The sequence below is a fragment of the Klebsiella sp. GFKo11 genome, assembly GCF_056490265.1.
Window position 1 is genome coordinate 3,495,679 of the sequence record NZ_CM151369.1, and the last position, 15,920, is coordinate 3,511,598.

Sequence of the window (15,920 nt, forward strand, 5' to 3'; positions counted from 1 at the left end):
CTCACACTCGCTCGAGGATCAGGGCAATGCCCTGGCCCACGCCAATACACATCGTACACAGCGCATAGCGTCCATTGCGTCGTTCCAGTTCCAGCGTTGCTGCCAGCGCTAAGCGCACGCCGCTCATTCCCAACGGGTGGCCTAAGGCGATGGCGCCACCGTTGGGATTCACGTGTTCAGCATCATCTGCCAGACCCAGCTGGCGCATCACGCCCAGCGCCTGAGCGGCAAACGCTTCGTTCAGTTCAATCACATCCATATCGTTAATATTCAGCCCGGCGCGTTCCAGCACTTTACGTACCGCCGGTACCGGCCCCAGCCCCATAAAATTCGGCTCGACGCCCGCTGTCGCCATCGCCACGATGCGTGCTCGCGGCGTCAGCCCCTGCGCACTAGCCTGTTCTGCGCTGGCAATAATCATCGCCGCCGCACCGTCGTTCACACCGGAGGCGTTGCCAGCGGTGATCACACCGCCTTTGCGGAACGGGGTTTTCAGTTGAGAAAGCTGTTCGAGGGTAGTTTCCGCACGCGGATGTTCATCATCACGCACCGCGCTAACCGCGCCCTTTTTGCCGATAATCTGCACCGGCACAATTTCCTGCGCCAGAATGCCGCCCCGCTGCGCTTTGGCGGTACGCTGCTGGCTACGGTAAGCAAAGGCGTCCTGGTCTTCGCGGCTGATATTTAACAATTCAGCTACATTCTCCGCCGTTTCCGGCATGCTGTCAGTACCAAATTGTTGCTGCATGAGCGGGTTCACAAAACGCCAGCCGATGGTGGTGTCGAACATCTCCGCCTGACGCTGGAATGGCGATGTCGCCTTGCCCATCACAAACGGCGCACGGGACATAGACTCCACGCCACCGGCAATCAGCAGATCCGCATCACCGGATTTAATCGCCCGAGCGGCAAAGCCAATTGCGTCCAGACCGGAACCGCACAGGCGGTTGATGGTGGTGCCCGGCACAGAATGCGGATAGCCCGCCAGCAGCGTCGCCATATGCGCGACGTTGCGGTTATCTTCCCCGGCCTGATTGGCGCAGCCGAAAATCACATCGTCGATAGCGCTGGCGTCAAGCGCGGGGTTACGACTGAGTAATTCGCGCAGCGGGATGGCCGCCAGATCGTCGGCGCGCACACCGGCCAGCGCACCGCCGTAGCGACCAATCGGGGTACGAATGCCGTCACAAATAAACGCGTCACGCATTAGACTTCTCCTGTAATAGTGCCGCCGATGCGGTGCGATTTGCCGCGAAACAGGGCCACGATTTTTTGCTGCTGGTTGATAATTTCAATGTCATAGACGCCGGTCAGCTTGCCCTGCTGTTTCACCCGCGCGGTGGCGGTGAGCAGCTCGCCAACAAAGGCCGGACGCAGGAAATCAATGCTGGCGGCAGACGCCACCGCCGCCAGCCCCTGACTGTTGCAGGCGTAGGCGAATGCGGTATCAGCGAGCGAAAACAGCTGTCCGCCGTGGCAGGTTTGATGGCCGTTCAACATATTCGGTGACACCGCCATGGTCATCTGCGCGTAACCCTCATCCATTTCGATAATCTTGATACCCAGCGTTTTGGCACAAGTATCGTTCTCGTACATGGCGCGAGCGTTGCGCCAGGCTTCATTACTCATGACGCATCTCCAGTAGCGCTTTTTCGCGCAGCAGCGCACTCGGGCGATAGCGTTCTTCGCCGTAGTGCTGTTGTAAGTTTTCCAGCAGATGCAGCACGCGCGCCCAGCCCAGCGACTCGCCCCAGGCAATCGGGCCGTGCGGGTAGTTAACGCCCAACCGCATGGCGGTATCGATATCTTCGGCGCTGGCGACGCCTTTTTTCACGGCGTCCAGCGCTTCATTCGCCAGCATCGCTACCGTGCGCCACACCAGCAGGCCCGGATAATCGGCAATGCGCAGCACTTTTTTGCCCTGCTGCTGGAAGAAATAGACCGCTTTGTCAGTGGCGGATTGTGAATTGGTAGCGGCACTCGCCAGCACCACCGTGTCGCTCGCCGCGTAGTCGTACACCACCACCGGGCGGTTGTGTTGGACGCTTAAGGCCAGCGCGGTTTCGCCAGTGGTTTCCAGCAGCAGCACCTCATCCAATTCAGTGACAACGTCACGCTTAATATTCTTTGCGGCACATTGCGCTGATACCGCAGCCAGCGCCAGTTCCGGTTGTGCTTCAACAGGCCAGCGGTAAACGCCGTGACCGCTTTTCTTCCCCAGACGTCCGGCAATAGCCAGCTCTTGTTGCAGCAACGACGGCAGAAAACGACGGTCCTGCCAGAAGGCGTTAAACACCGAACAGGTCACGGCAAAATTGACGTCCTGGCCGATAAGGTCGGTCAACGCCAGCGGCCCCATCGGGAACCCGCCGCCGTCGCGCAATGCGGCGTCAATCACTTCAGGTGCTGCCACCTGCTCTTCCAGCGCCCGCCAGGCTTCGGCGTAGTACGGACGCGCCACGCGGTTGACGATAAAGCCCGGCGTCGAACGGCAGCGCACCGGCTGTTTGCCCCACGAGCTCACGCACTGGCACAGCTGCTCAACCACTTCGGTTGAGGTGGCAAGGCCGCTGACCACTTCGACCAGCTTCATCACCGGTGCCGGGTTAAAGAAATGCAGCCCGGCTACGCGCTCAGGATGTTTAATGCCTGCGGCAATGGCGGTGATGGAAATCGACGAGGTATTGCTGGTCAACAGCGTCGACGGGGAGCAAATCTCCGCCAGCTGGCTGAACAGTGCCTGTTTGATCTCCAGACGCTCGGACGCGGCTTCAATCACCAATTGCGCATCGGCAAGCTGATTCAGTTCTCTGGCGGGCGAAATGCGCGCCAGCAGCGCCTGCGCCTGCTCAGCGCTGATTTTTCCGCGGCTGACGCGAGAATCCAGACGCTGGGCGATACCGTCGATAGCGCGGGTAATCGCGGCAGTGGAAATGTCATACAGCAGCACCGAATGCCCGGCGCTGGCAGCCACTTCAACAATGCCTGCGCCCATGGTGCCGCCGCCAATCACGGCGACGGTGTGGAGTGTTTGCGTCATGGCTTATTTCCCGCTGAACTGTGGAGGACGTTTACCAAGGAAGGCGCTGACGCCCTCGCGGTAGTCGTCGCTGCGCCCGGCGAGGCGCTGGTAATCGCGCTCGACGTCAAGCTGTTCATCCAGGGTATTGGTTTCCGCCAACTGCAACGCTTTTTTGATAAGCCCTAAACCGTAGGTGGGCTGGGAAGCCAGATGGCGTGCCAGCGTCAGGCTGGTGTCTTTCAGCTCCGCGTCATCAACCAGTTGCCAGATCATGCCCCACTGCGCGGCTTGTTCAGCGCTCAGGCTGTCCCCGAGCAACATCAAGCCCATTGCGCGGGCACGGGTGGTGACGCGTGGTAATACCCAACTTCCGCCGCAGTCCGGCACCAGACCGAGCTTGCTGAAAGCCATCACAAATTTGGCGGAGCGCGCCGCCAGCACGATATCGCAGCCCAGCGCCAGCGTGGCACCAGCCCCCGCCGCCACGCCGTTGACCGCGCAAATCACCGGCTTAGGCAGCGCGGCTAAGCGACGTACCAGCGGGTTATAAAAGCGCTCCACCGACATGCCTAAATCCGGCGCGGGGCCGCTCGGGTCAACGTTGCGATCGTTGAGATCTTGTCCGGCGCAAAAACCGCGCCCGGCACCGGTTATCAGCAGGCAGCGAATGGTATCGTCACGTTCGGCCTGCTTCAGGCACTCGGACAACTGCTGGTGCATGGCGTCGTTAAAGCTGTTGAGCCTGTCCGGGCGGTTCAGGGTAATCGTCATCACGCCCTGGTCGATATCGCTAAGAATGAATGCGTCCACGGTTAACGTCCTTTGAAAGCTGGGGTGCGTTTTTCTAAAAAGGCAGCGATGCCTTCGCGACGGTCTTCGGTGGCGCTGAGCAGCGTAAACAGCTGGCGCTCCTGGGCGAGCCCGGCCTGCAAGCTCACTTCCTGCGCCAGACGCAGCGACTGTTTGGCGGCACGCAGCGCCAGCGGCGAGTGACGGGCAATGGTCGCCGCCAGTTTCAGCGCGTATTCGTCAGAAAGGTTGGCCGGATGGATATCGCTGACCAGCCCGGCCTGCTGCGCGCGTAGGGCACCAATGGTTTCACCGCTCAGCACCATGCGGCTGGCCAGCGCTTTGCCGACGCTACGAATCAGGCGCTGGGTGCCGCCCGCCCCCGGCATGGTGCCGAGGGTGATTTCCGGCAGACCAAAGCGCGCGTTATCTCCGGCAATCACCAGGTCACACAGCAGCGCCAGCTCGCAGCCCGCACCCAGCGCATAGCCGTTGACCACCGCAATCAGCGGCTTGTTAAAAGCATCAATACGCGCCCATAAGTGCGGGCGAATATCGTCAAAGGTGGCGGGCAGGTCTTTATCCGCCATTTCATTAAGATCCGCGCCCGCCGCGAAGTAGCGCGGGTTACCACTTATCACGCAGACGCTAACGCTTGAGTCTGCCGAAGCACTTTCCAGCGTCTCGGCAATCTGCGTCAGCAACGCGTTATTCAGCGCATTACGCGCCTGCGGACGGTTCAGAGTTAGCTGTAAAACGCGGTCGTGACGGGTTATCAGCAGTTCGCTCATGCCATCCCCCGCGCATCAAAGTCGACTATCACATCGCCGCTGGTCGGCAGCGCCTGACAGCTCAGCACATAACCCGCCGCCAGTTCATCGGCTTCGAGGCTGTAGTTCGCCGCCATCGCTACTTCGCCGCGCACCACTTTGCATTTGCAGGTAGCGCAGACGCCGCCTTTGCAGGCAAACGGCAGGTCGGCACCCTGGCGCAGCGCGGCGTCGAGAATGCTGTCGTCTTCCGCGCTCAGGGCAATGGTTCTTTCGCGACCGTCCTGGCGAATCGTCACCGTGCGTCCTTCAGCCTGTACGCCGGTGGCGCGCTTGACGCTGGTGCCCGGCGTATTGAAACGCTCAAGGTGAATGGCTTTTTCCGGCATCCCCAGCGCACGCAGCGTGGTTTCTGCGTCATCCATCATCGCCGACGGACCGCAGATAAAGGCGTCGTCAAAGCGGCTGAAATCGAGCAGATGTTCAGACAGCGCGCGCAGTTTGTCGCCGTCAATGCGCCCCTGTAGCAGGTCGCTGTCCATCGACTCCTGGCTGAACAGATGAATCACCTGTAAACGCTGGGGATAGCGGTCTTTCAGGTCAGCGAGCGCCTGGCGGAACATCATGCTGTGGCTGCTGCGGTTGCCGTAAATCAGAGTGAAGCGGCTGTCGGGTTCAATCGTCAGCGTGGCTTCGATTATCGCCATCATCGGCGTGATGCCGGAACCGGCAGCAATCGCCAGATATTCGGCCTGACGTTCAGCCTGTGGCTGGTAGCCGAAGTGGCCCTGCGGCACCATCACCTCAAATGCCATACCCTGCTGGATATCACTCTGGGCGAAGCGGGAAAAACGACCGCCGTCGATGGCTTTCACCGCCACGCTGATTTCAGACGGCGAGCGGCTGCGGCAGATGGAGTAGCAGCGACGCAACTCTTCGCCGCCAAGACGGGTTTTCAGCGTCAGATGCTGGCCCGGACGAAACGCGTATTGATTACGCAGCTCGTCGGGAATGGCAAAGGTGATGGTCACCGAATCGCGGGTTTCCGGCTCGACGTTTGCCACGGTAAGCGAATGAAATGTTGTCATCGCGACCTCAAATACATTTAAAGTAATCAAAGGGTTCACGGCAGCTTTCGCAGCGATACAGCGCTTTGCAGGCCGTGGAACCGAATTCACTGATAAGCGAAGTGTGGGTGCTGCCGCAGCGCGGACAGAGCACATCCTTCGGCATCTCGTCGGCGTGACAGGCGTGGGCCTGCGGCGGGCTGATGCCGTACTGACGCAGGCGTTCGCGGGCGTCCAGGCTCATCCAGTCGGTGGTCCACGGTGGATCAAGCTGTAATACAATGTGCACCGGCGTGTAGCCGTGCTCGGTCATCACCGCGCGAATTTCACCTAACAGATGTTCAGTTGCCGGGCAGCCGGAATAGGTTGGCGTGAAGCCAATCACCCAGCCGTCGCCGCGACGATCTACACTGCGGACCATGCCGAGGTCGGTAATGGTCAACACCGGGACTTCCGGGTCGGGGATAGCGCTTAGCAATCCCCAAACGGTATGCACCTCAGCGGGCGCGATGGCGGCAAGACGTTGCATAGCGACCTCCGTTTACCACTGCTGACCGGGGTAAGCACGCTGCAGGTACTGCATCTCGGCCAGCAGTGGCCCCAGATGTTCACTATGCAGCCCCTGTTTGCCGCCGCTGCGAAACGCCGCTTCTTGCGGGATCTGCAAACCGGAATCGAGCAGCGCGGTGTGCACCGTCGCCTGCCATTCGGCCTGTAGCTCACACGGATCGACGGCGATCCCTTGCTCAATTAAGGCGATCTCCAGCTCATCGGCCAGGAACAGCTCGCCGGTGAAGCGCCACAGGCTATCAACCGCCTGCTGCATCAGGTTTGCCGAGTGTTCGGTGCCGTTGCCCAGACGTTCCAGCCAGCCGCGGCTAAAGCGCTGGTGATAACGCACTTCTTTCAGCCCTTTGGCGGCGATGGCGACAAGCTGCGCGTCGCGGCTGTTCACCAGGCGGCTGAACAGCGCCACGTGCCAGACGTCGATAAAGAACTGGCGGGCGATGGTGTCGGCAAAGTTGCCGTTCGGCTGTTCGACCAGCAGCAGATTGCGGAACTGGCGTTCATCGCGACCAAAGGCCAGCGTGTCTTCGTCGCCGCTGCCGTTAAGCTCGGCGGCATAGCTGAGAAAATGGCGCGCCTGACCGAGCAGATCGAGGGCGATGTTGGTCAGCGCCAGATCGATCTCCAGCTCCGGCGCATGACCGCACCATTGGCCTAAACGCTGGGCCAGCACCAGGCCGTTATCGCCGAGGCGCAGGGCATAGGTTGCAACGGGATTTGAGTTATTCATCGCTGCCTCACATATGTTCCATGCCGTCCGGCACGGTGTAGAACGTAGGATGGCGGTAGACTTTGCTCTCAGAGGGGTCGAAAAACGCGCCGCGTTCTTCCGGCTGCGAAGCGACGATTTCGCTCGCCCTCACCACCCAAATCGAACAACCTTCGCTGCGGCGGGTGTAGGCATCGCGCGCGTTTTCCAGCGCCATCTGGTCATCGGCGGCGTGCAGGCTGCCGACGTGGCGGTGAGACAAACCTTGTTTACTGCGGACGAACACTTCGTATAACGGCCAGTATGTTTTGCTCATTTTTATTCTCCTTAGGCGGCGCTGCGGGCCTGCTGTTTTTCGGCATGCGCCAGCGCGGCTTCGCGCACCCATGCCCCCTCTTCCCAGGCCTTGCGTTTTGCGCCCAGACGCTCGTGGTTACAGATGCCACGCCCGTTGATGACTTCGTTAAGTTCCTGCCAGTCAATCTCGCCGTAGCGGTAGTGACCGGTGGCTTCGTCAAGGGTCAGGTCAGCATCCGGCACCTGCATGCCGAGGATTTCCACCTGCGGGACGGTGTTGTCGACAAAGCGCTGACGCAGTTCGTCGTTGGAATGCAGTTTGATTTTCCACGCCATGCTGCGGGCGCTGTTCGGCGAGTTGTCGTCGCTTGGGCCGAACATCATCAGTGCGGGCCACCAGAAGCGGTTAATGGCGTCCTGCAACATCTGACGCTGTTCTTCGCTCCCTGCCGCCAGCGCCATGCAGGCTTCAAAACCCTGACGCTGGTGGAAGCTCTCTTCTTTGCAGATTTTGACCATCGCCCGGGCATACGGGCCGTAGGAAGTGCGGCACAGCGCCACCTGATTGACGATCGCCGCACCATCAACCAGCCAGCCAATCACGCCGATATCCGCCCAGGTCAGGGTTGGGTAGTTAAAAATGGAGGAGTACTTCATCTGCCCGTCGAGCATCTTCTGATACAGATCTTCACGGGCGCAGCCGAGAGTTTCGGCGGCGCTGTAGAGGTACAGGCCGTGCCCGGCTTCGTCCTGCACTTTCGCCAGCAGAATCGCTTTGCGGCGAAGCGTCGGAGCGCGGGTTATCCAGTTACCTTCCGGCAGCATGCCGACGATTTCTGAATGCGCATGCTGACCAATCTGGCGGATCAGCGTTTTGCGGTAGGCGTCCGGCATCCAGTCCTGCGGTTCGATGGCTGTATCCTGCGCGATGCGCTGGTCAAAGCGTTTTTCTTCTGTCACGTCATCACCTTATGATTCCGATAAATTCAACAAATCAATTTTTGCGAATCACTTTGTTTTATAAAAGTTACATCTTAGTTAAATAAAACCACAAATTTTGTTTGCGCATTTTGTGATGAGTACCGCAAAGGCTTTTAACAATCCCTTTATAAACAGTGTGATGTCTCTATTGGAGAAGGTGTTTGCGATCGCATTGTTAACAAATTATTAAAATCAGGCTTGCATTTTATGATTCAGAAAAGAACTATTTATAGCGAGATTACGTAACATATCTGGAGAATAACCATGCAGCAGTTAGCCAGCTATTTATCCGGCGCCTGGCAGACCGGCCGGGGCCGCACCCGCACCATTCATCACGCCATCAGCGGCGAAGCGTTATGGGAAGTGACAAGCGAGGGTCTGGATATGGCGCAGGCGCGCCGTTTCGCGATTGAACGCGGCGGTAAAGCGTTACAGGCGATGACCTTTATTGAACGCAGCGCGATGTTAAAAGCGGTGGCGAAACATCTGCTGGAGCTGAAGGCCGATTTCTATGCCGTCTCCGCCGAGACCGGCGCAACGCGGGCGGATAGCTGGGTGGATATTGAAGGTGGTATCGGCACCCTCTTCACCTACGCAGGCCTCGGCAGCCGCGAGCTGCCGGACGATACCCTGTGGCCGGAAGATGAACTGATCCCGCTGTCTAAACAGGGCGGCTTTGCCGCGCGTCACGTGCTGACCTCAAAATCCGGCGTGGCGGTGCATATCAACGCCTTTAACTTCCCCTGCTGGGGCATGTTAGAAAAGCTCGCCCCAACCTGGCTTGCCGGGATGCCCGCGATCATCAAACCGGCCACCGCCACCGCGCAGCTGACTCAGGCGATGGTCAAGGCGATTGTCGACAGCGGGCTGGTGCCGGACGGCGCGATTAGCCTGATTTGCGGCGGCGCGGGCGATCTGCTCGACCAGCTTGACCATCAGGACGTGGTGACCTTTACCGGCTCGGCAAAAACCGGGCAGCAACTGCGCGTACATCCCAATCTGGTGGCGAAGTCTGTTCCCTTCACCATGGAAGCGGACTCGCTGAACTGCTGCGTGCTGGGCGAAGATGTCACGCCGGAACAGCCGGAATTCGCACTGTTTATCCGTGAAGTGGTGCGCGAGATGACCACCAAAGCCGGGCAAAAATGTACCGCTATTCGCCGCATTATCGTGCCGCAGGCGCAGGTCAACGCGGTGCGCGAAGCGCTAATTGCCCGGCTGCAAAAAGTGGTGGTTGGCGACCCGGCGCAGGAAGGCGTGAAGATGGGCGCGCTGGTTAATAGCGAGCAGCGTCAGGACGTGCAGGATAACGTCAATCGTCTGGTGGAAGCCGGATGTGAAGTTTTGCTGGGCGGTAAAGCCGATCTTAACGCCGCCGGGGCGTTCTTCCCGCCGACGCTGCTGTTCTGCCCGCAGCCGGATGAAGTGGCGGCGGTTCACGCCATTGAAGCCTTTGGCCCGGTGGCGACGCTGATGCCGTATCAGAATAGCGAGCACGCGATGGCGCTGGCACGTGCCGGTGAAGGTAGCCTGGCGGGAACCTTAGTGACGGCAAAGGGTGATTTGGCCCGTCAGTTTATTCTCGGTGCTGCACGGGCGCACGGACGTATTCAGGTGCTGAACGAGGAATCATCCGTGGAATCCACCGGTCACGGTTCCCCGCTGCCGCAGCTGGTACACGGCGGCCCGGGACGCGCGGGCGGCGGCGAAGAACTCGGCGGTCTGCGAGCGGTAAAACACTACATGCAGCGCACCGCGATTCAGGGCAGCCCGACCATGCTTGCCGCCATCGGCCAGCAGTGGGTGCGCGGCGCGCAGGTGGCGGAAGACCGCATCCACCCGTTCCGCAAATATTTTGAAGAGATCCAGCCGGGCGACAGCTTGCTCACCCCGCGCCGCACGCTGACCGAAGCGGATATCGTCAACTTTGCCTGCCTGAGCGGCGATCACTTCTACGCCCATATGGACAAGATTGCCGCCGCCGAGTCGATTTTTGGCGAGCGCGTGGTACACGGTTACTTCCTGATATCCGCCGCCGCCGGACTGTTTGTTGATGCGGGCGTCGGCCCGGTGATCGCCAACTACGGCATGGAAAACCTGCGCTTTATCGAGCCGGTAAAACCGGGCGACACCATTCAGGTACGCCTGACCTGCAAACGCAAAACGGTGAAACGCCAGCGCAGCGCCGACGAGAAAGCCACTGGCGTGGTGGAATGGGCGGTGGAGATTTTCAACCAGCATCAGCAGGCGGTGGCGCTGTACTCCATTTTGACGCTGGTCGCGCGTCAGAAAGGGGATTTTCCTGCGTAATTTCCGTGCGATTGCCCGGTGGCGGCTAACGCCTTACCGGGCCTAAATTTGAGTTTGTAGGCCGGATAAGGCGCTAGCCGCCATCCGGAAAAACCCGACACAATCACCTGAATGCCTCTGCGGAGGCATTTTTTATAACTGGCATAACTGACCAATAACCTGGCAAGCGTGAGCAAACGCCTCGTGACGTTTGGCTGTTAGGTTAAGAGACTGGAACCGAAAAGCCTGGCACGGCACAACATAACGATAAGATGAGGTCACAATGTCTAACGCTTTGATTCAAAAGACACGCAAAACCGCACTGGCGCTGGCTATCGCCCTGTGTTGCGTCGGGACTGGCCCGGCGTTTGCCCACGGTGGCGAGGCGCATATGGTCCCGATGGACAAAACGCTGCAAGACTTTGGCGCGGACGTTCAGTGGGATGATTACGCACAGGTGTTTACCCTGATTAAAGACGGTGCCTATGTGAAGGTGAAGCCGGGCGCGAAAACCGCGATCCTCAACGGCAAGTCGCTGAACTTACAGGTGCCGGTGGTGATGAAAAACGGCAAAGCGTGGATTTCTGAAACCTTTATCAACGACGTTTTCCAGTCCGGACTCGATCAGACCTTCCAGGTCGAAAAAGTCCCTCACCCGCTAAACTCGCTGTCATCAGCAGAGATTGGCGAAGCGGTCACTATTGTTAAAGCCGCGCCAGAGTTCCAGGCCAACACGCGCTTCACCGAAATTTCCCTGCACGAACCGGATAAAAAAGCCGTGTGGGATTTTGCCCTCAATGGCACGCCGGTTAACGCCCCGCGCACCGCCGACGTGGTGATGCTCGACGGTAAACATGTGATTGAAGCCGTGGTCGATCTGCAAAACAAAAAGATCCTCTCCTGGACGCCGATTAAAGACGCGCACGGCATGGTGCTGCTTGATGATTTCGCCAGCGTGCAGAACATCATTAACGCCAGCACCGAGTTTGCTGACGTGCTGAAAAAACACGGCATCAAAGACACCAGCAAAGTGGTCACCACCCCGCTCACCGTCGGTTACTTCGACGGTAAAGACGGCCTGAAGCAGGACGCGCGCCTGCTTAAAGTGGTCAGCTATCTCGATACCGGCGACGGCAACTACTGGGCGCACCCGATTGAAAACCTGGTCGCCGTCGTTGACCTTGAGCAGAAAAAAATCATCAAGATTGAAGAAGGCCCGGTGATCCCGGTTCCGATGCAGTCGCGTCCGTACGATGGCCGCGACCGGGTCGCAAAATCGGTGAAACCGCTGGAGATCATCGAACCTGAAGGCAAAAACTACACCATCACCGGCGATATGGTTCACTGGCAGAACTGGGACTTCCACCTGCGCCTGAACTCCCGCGTCGGGCCGATTCTCTCCACCGTGACCTATAACGATAACGGCAAAAAACGTCAGGTGATGTACGAAGGATCGCTCGGCGGAATGATCGTGCCTTACGGCGACCCGGACGTGGGCTGGTACTTCAAAGCGTATCTGGATTCCGGCGATTACGGTATGGGCACCCTGACCTCGCCAATCGTGCGCGGCAAAGATGCGCCGTCTAACGCCGTGCTGCTGGATGAAACCATCGCCGATTACACCGGCGCGCCGTCGACCATTCCGCGCGCCGTCGCCATCTTCGAACGCTACGCCGGGCCGGAGTACAAACACCAGGAGATGGGCAAACCGAACGTCAGCACCGAGCGCCGCGAACTGGTGGTGCGCTGGATAAGTACCGTCGGCAACTACGACTATATCTTTGACTGGGTGTTCCACGAAAACGGCACCATCGGCATCGACGCCGGGGCCACCGGCATTGAAGCGGTGAAAGGCGTGCTGGCGAAAACCATGCACGATCCGAGCGCCAAAGACGATACCCGCTACGGGACGCTGATCGACCATAATATTGTCGGCACCACCCACCAGCATATTTACAACTTCCGCTTAGATCTCGACGTCGACGGCGAAAATAACAGCCTGGTGGCGATGGACCCGGAAGTGAAGCCAAACACCGGCGGCGGCCCGCGCACCAGTACCATGCAGGTGAATCAGTACAGCATCGACAGCGAGCAGAAAGCGGCGCAGAAGTTTGACCCAGGCACCATTCGTCTGCTGAGCAATACCACCAAAGAAAACCGCATGGGCAATCCGGTTTCGTACCAGATTATCCCTTACGCGGGCGGCACGCATCCGGTGGCGACTGGCGCGAAATTCGCCCCTGACGAGTGGATTTATCACCGTCTGAGCTTTATGGATAAGCAGCTGTGGGTCACCCGCTATCATCAGGATGAGCGTTACCCGGAAGGCAAATACCCGAACCGCTCGATTCACGACACCGGTCTGGGGCAATATGCGAAGGACGATGAGTCGCTCGATAATAACGATGACGTGGTGTGGATCACTACCGGCACTACCCACGTGGCGCGCGCCGAAGAGTGGCCGATTATGCCGACGGAATGGGCGCATGCGTTGTTGAAACCGTGGAACTTCTTTGATGAGACGCCAACGCTGGGTGAGAAGAAGAAGTAAGGTGATTTGAAGGCTGAACGGCGATAAATCCGGGAGGTGGGTTTATCGCCGTTTTTTATGATGGGGTTATGCCAGATATAGTCATTCACACCCTGAGAGTTACACTTTTAAGTGATTCAGGGTATGCGCTTACTGGTTACGAATATTGTGCCAGAATCATGTGGTTTGATGATTGCCGCTTTGCTTTCGAGCCAGTAAGTGCTCCACGTTCGCTAACGAATACTCAGGGCATGCAGAAAAACTGCTGACTATATTTCTTTCGAAGAGCGTGGAATGCATACCAATCCTCGATTTAAAGGAGCTGGTGATGACTGCGATTAATCAGTTTGCTGCTCATGTTGGTCTGGACTGGGCGGATAAAAAACACGATGTCTGCGTTCAGTTTAAAAACGGCGAGCGCATATTCCAGGTGGTTGAACACACTCCGGAAGCACTTGATATCTGGCTCAACGAGTTGCACCAAAAGGTGAAAGGCAGGATCGCTATCGCCCTTGAGCTGAAGAAAGGCCCGGTGGTGTATGCTCTCCAGAAGTACCCATTTGTCACTGTTTTTCCTGTGCACGCGTTGTCACTGGCCCGCTATCGGCAGACCTTCTGGCCAAGCGGTGCTAAGGATGATCCACAGGATGCTGAGTTAGCATTAGAGCTAATGCTACGCTATCCCCAAAAGATAAAAGCCATAGAACCCGACAATGGCAATATCCGATTACTTCAACAGTTAGTTGAGCAGCGTCGACTGCTGGTTGAGGACAAACGCCGCTTTGTGAATCGACTCATCAATACGCTAAAACAGTATTATCCTCAGCCCCTGGAGTGGTTCTCACATCGGGGTAGCTTACTGTTGTGTGAGCTGATTATCCGGTGGCCCAGTCTGCAACAACTGAAACGAGCCAGGCGCGACACGATTCGCAACTTTCTGAATGCCAAAGGTGGCCGCGCAATGGCCCTTACCGAGCAACGTGTTGCGAATATTGATAACGCGATCCCATTGACGACAGACCTGAGTGTTATAGAGGCTAATGCTTTGATGGCAACAGCACTGGCGACACAAATTAAAGTCGTGAGTGAAATCATCAAAACCTATGACGAACGAATCGAAACGCTGTTTGACACATTGCCAGATGCTGGGCTGTTCAAATCACTTCCGGGCATGGGGCCGTGTATGGGCCCACGTATGCTTGCTGCACTTGGTGATAACCGTGATCGGTTTAACAGCGCTGAAGAAATTCAAAACTATGCAGGTATTGCACCGGTGACCGAACGAAGTGGCCAGAAATCATGGGTTCACTGGCGATGGCAATGTGCCAAGTTCGTCAGGCAGACCTTTGTTGAATGGGCTGCCAAGACGGTTAATTCATCATACTGGGCCAAACTTTATTACCAGAGACAGCGAGAAAAAGGGAAATCGCATCAATCAGCAATCCGGGCTCTGGCGTTTAAATGGATAAGGATCATTTACCGCTGCTGGAAGACCAGAACCCGCTACGACGAAGCTAAATATTTGCTGACACTGGAAGCGCGAAAGTCGCCCTTACTGAAGCCATAAAAAGCTTGTCGAATGTCTCAGGGCGTGAAGCGGACAAACGCCGTCCGGTGTAGCTTTACAGTGTCCCCAAAATCATTGGTAAAAAAAACAGCAGATGACAATGAATTTATTTTCGAATAACTGGCGAAAAGATAGTACGGATTTTGCCGGGATTGTTTTCTCGGCTTGAGTAAAAAACCGGTTGAAAAATAGGTACTTCGGTATTAATTTAGGTTGAGAAGAAATCACGAAGAAGGCAGAAAGAGCAACGGACCGCAAAACCTGTTACTTAAATTACTGGCGTAATTCTGTACCAGATTCTACTGCCACTATGGCCAGCATTAAGCAATTGAGGAAAATATGAATTTCCCCAAATATAACCAAACTAATTCTCAAGAAAGATTAGGTGTAAATGCTGTCGCAGAAGCTATAGCAAAAATTGGCCAGATTTGGCGTGAAACTCCAATGGCTGACGTTGGAATTGATGGCCAGATTGAGTATGTTAGTCCCGAGGGGTTTGCCACAGGAAGGATGATAGCTGTTCAAATAAAGTCAGGGCCATCCTTTTTTAAGGAAAGCAAAGGAGATTGGGTTTTCCACCCAGAAGAGAAGCACCGATTTTACTGGGAAAGATTTCCGTTGCCTGTACTCATAATTATTCACAACCCAGATACTAATTTAAGTTATTGGCAAGATGCTCGCCAAGTGTTAAGAGTTGCCAAGCCAACAGATGCAAAGGGTATTACCATACCCAAATTAAATGTCTTACAATCTACCAGTGCGAAAACACTCTTTGAAGGGTTTGCGGTCATAGATCAAGACTTCATGTCGGTCGAAGAGGTTCTTGACTATTTGATTAAGGCTAAAAGTAACAATGCTTCATTTCCTGTATCATATTTCAATCTATTCTGCTCCGGCCTAACTAATATCTGTCGCTCTTTATATTTTGGTATGGATGTAGCAATGACCGTGGCAGACGTTGAATTACAAAATCAAAATTCACCTTTTGGTGTCGGAGTGGGCGACTCAGAACATAATTTTCTGTTTGAGTATATAAAGTTCATCGTACACCAGCGTATAGCTGATGTTGATTTCTCTGACTGTATGATTGACTGGTATGATCGTGCGATGCAGCCATCTTTTATGGCACCACTGACCTCTAGAGGTAAAGAATTATTACGGCTCATCCATGAATTAGAATGTAGGTTAAAGGCGGAAGACAAAATAGAAGATACTGGGCTTTTACACGCCGCACAAGAGGGTTTTGTGCAGTTGCTATTTACCACAAGCGAAATACAGAGGATTGAACTTACCAATAAAATTCAGCGAGAGTACTTAAAAAGTGCCTAACAA

At 56.5% G+C, this 15,920-nt stretch carries 14 protein-coding genes; 4 read left to right on the forward strand and 10 right to left on the reverse strand.

Annotated features, from left to right (window positions below; all coding sequences use genetic code 11):
- Window position 1: 1 nt before the first annotated feature.
- The 10 genes from pcaF to paaA are packed head-to-tail and all read right to left on the reverse strand — an operon-like array spanning window position 2 to window position 8,181.
- Entirely contained in the window at window positions 2-1,207 is a 1,206-nt protein-coding gene (pcaF, locus tag AC07P6_RS17005; RefSeq protein ID WP_478313833.1) for a 3-oxoadipyl-CoA thiolase, read from the reverse strand.
- Complete coding sequence (paaI, locus tag AC07P6_RS17010) at window positions 1,207-1,629, reverse strand: hydroxyphenylacetyl-CoA thioesterase PaaI (RefSeq protein ID WP_062773526.1); 423 nt, start codon at window positions 1,627-1,629, stop codon at window positions 1,207-1,209. Before paaI ends, pcaF begins: the two co-directional genes overlap by 1 nt.
- Window positions 1,622-3,040: a 3-hydroxyacyl-CoA dehydrogenase gene (locus tag AC07P6_RS17015; RefSeq protein ID WP_478313835.1), complete on the reverse strand. Its 1,419-nt coding sequence runs from the start codon at window positions 3,038-3,040 to the stop codon at window positions 1,622-1,624. The genes paaI and AC07P6_RS17015 overlap by 8 nt, the downstream gene beginning before the upstream one ends.
- Before the next feature lie 3 nt (window positions 3,041-3,043).
- Window positions 3,044-3,832 carry a 2-(1,2-epoxy-1,2-dihydrophenyl)acetyl-CoA isomerase PaaG gene (gene paaG, locus AC07P6_RS17020; RefSeq protein WP_478313837.1) on the reverse strand — a complete coding sequence of 263 codons (789 nt, stop codon included), beginning with the start codon at window positions 3,830-3,832 and terminating at the stop codon, window positions 3,044-3,046.
- 2 nt (window positions 3,833-3,834) lie between these two features.
- On the reverse strand, window positions 3,835-4,602 hold the full coding sequence (gene paaF, locus AC07P6_RS17025) for a 2,3-dehydroadipyl-CoA hydratase PaaF (RefSeq protein ID WP_478313839.1): 768 nt from the start codon (window positions 4,600-4,602) through the stop codon (window positions 3,835-3,837).
- Window positions 4,599-5,669 carry a 1,2-phenylacetyl-CoA epoxidase subunit PaaE gene (gene paaE / locus AC07P6_RS17030; protein WP_478313841.1) on the reverse strand — a complete coding sequence of 357 codons (1,071 nt, stop codon included), beginning with the start codon at window positions 5,667-5,669 and terminating at the stop codon, window positions 4,599-4,601. The genes paaF and paaE overlap by 4 nt, the downstream gene beginning before the upstream one ends.
- 7 nt (window positions 5,670-5,676) lie before the next feature.
- Window positions 5,677-6,177, reverse strand: a complete 501-nt coding sequence (gene paaD, locus AC07P6_RS17035) for a 1,2-phenylacetyl-CoA epoxidase subunit PaaD (protein ID WP_478313843.1) — start codon at window positions 6,175-6,177, stop codon at window positions 5,677-5,679.
- A 12-nt stretch (window positions 6,178-6,189) separates the two neighbouring features.
- Window positions 6,190-6,945, reverse strand: coding sequence for a 1,2-phenylacetyl-CoA epoxidase subunit PaaC (paaC, locus tag AC07P6_RS17040; RefSeq protein WP_478313845.1), 756 nt, complete (start codon window positions 6,943-6,945; stop codon window positions 6,190-6,192).
- 7 nt (window positions 6,946-6,952) lie between these two features.
- Complete coding sequence (paaB, locus tag AC07P6_RS17045) at window positions 6,953-7,240, reverse strand: 1,2-phenylacetyl-CoA epoxidase subunit PaaB (RefSeq protein WP_478313847.1); 288 nt, start codon at window positions 7,238-7,240, stop codon at window positions 6,953-6,955.
- Between the two features lie 11 nt (window positions 7,241-7,251).
- Window positions 7,252-8,181, reverse strand: a complete 930-nt coding sequence (gene paaA, locus AC07P6_RS17050) for a 1,2-phenylacetyl-CoA epoxidase subunit PaaA (RefSeq protein ID WP_478313849.1) — start codon at window positions 8,179-8,181, stop codon at window positions 7,252-7,254.
- 285 nt (window positions 8,182-8,466) lie between these two features.
- Between paaA and paaZ the strand changes: the two genes are divergently transcribed.
- From paaZ to AC07P6_RS17070, 4 genes are all read left to right on the forward strand, one after another.
- Window positions 8,467-10,512, forward strand: coding sequence for a phenylacetic acid degradation bifunctional protein PaaZ (gene paaZ, locus AC07P6_RS17055; RefSeq protein ID WP_478313850.1), 2,046 nt, complete (start codon window positions 8,467-8,469; stop codon window positions 10,510-10,512).
- Window positions 10,513-10,774: 262 nt separating this feature from the next.
- On the forward strand, window positions 10,775-13,042 hold the full coding sequence (gene tynA, locus AC07P6_RS17060) for a primary-amine oxidase (RefSeq protein WP_434659045.1): 2,268 nt from the start codon (window positions 10,775-10,777) through the stop codon (window positions 13,040-13,042).
- 307 nt (window positions 13,043-13,349) lie between these two features.
- The gene (locus AC07P6_RS17065) at window positions 13,350-14,588 is read left to right on the forward strand and encodes an IS110 family RNA-guided transposase (RefSeq protein ID WP_049089368.1); all 1,239 of its coding nucleotides are present in this window, start codon (window positions 13,350-13,352) and stop codon (window positions 14,586-14,588) included.
- A 339-nt stretch (window positions 14,589-14,927) separates the two neighbouring features.
- On the forward strand, window positions 14,928-15,917 hold the full coding sequence (locus AC07P6_RS17070) for a DUF4365 domain-containing protein (RefSeq protein ID WP_352412305.1): 990 nt from the start codon (window positions 14,928-14,930) through the stop codon (window positions 15,915-15,917).
- Window positions 15,918-15,920 lie beyond the last annotated feature (3 nt).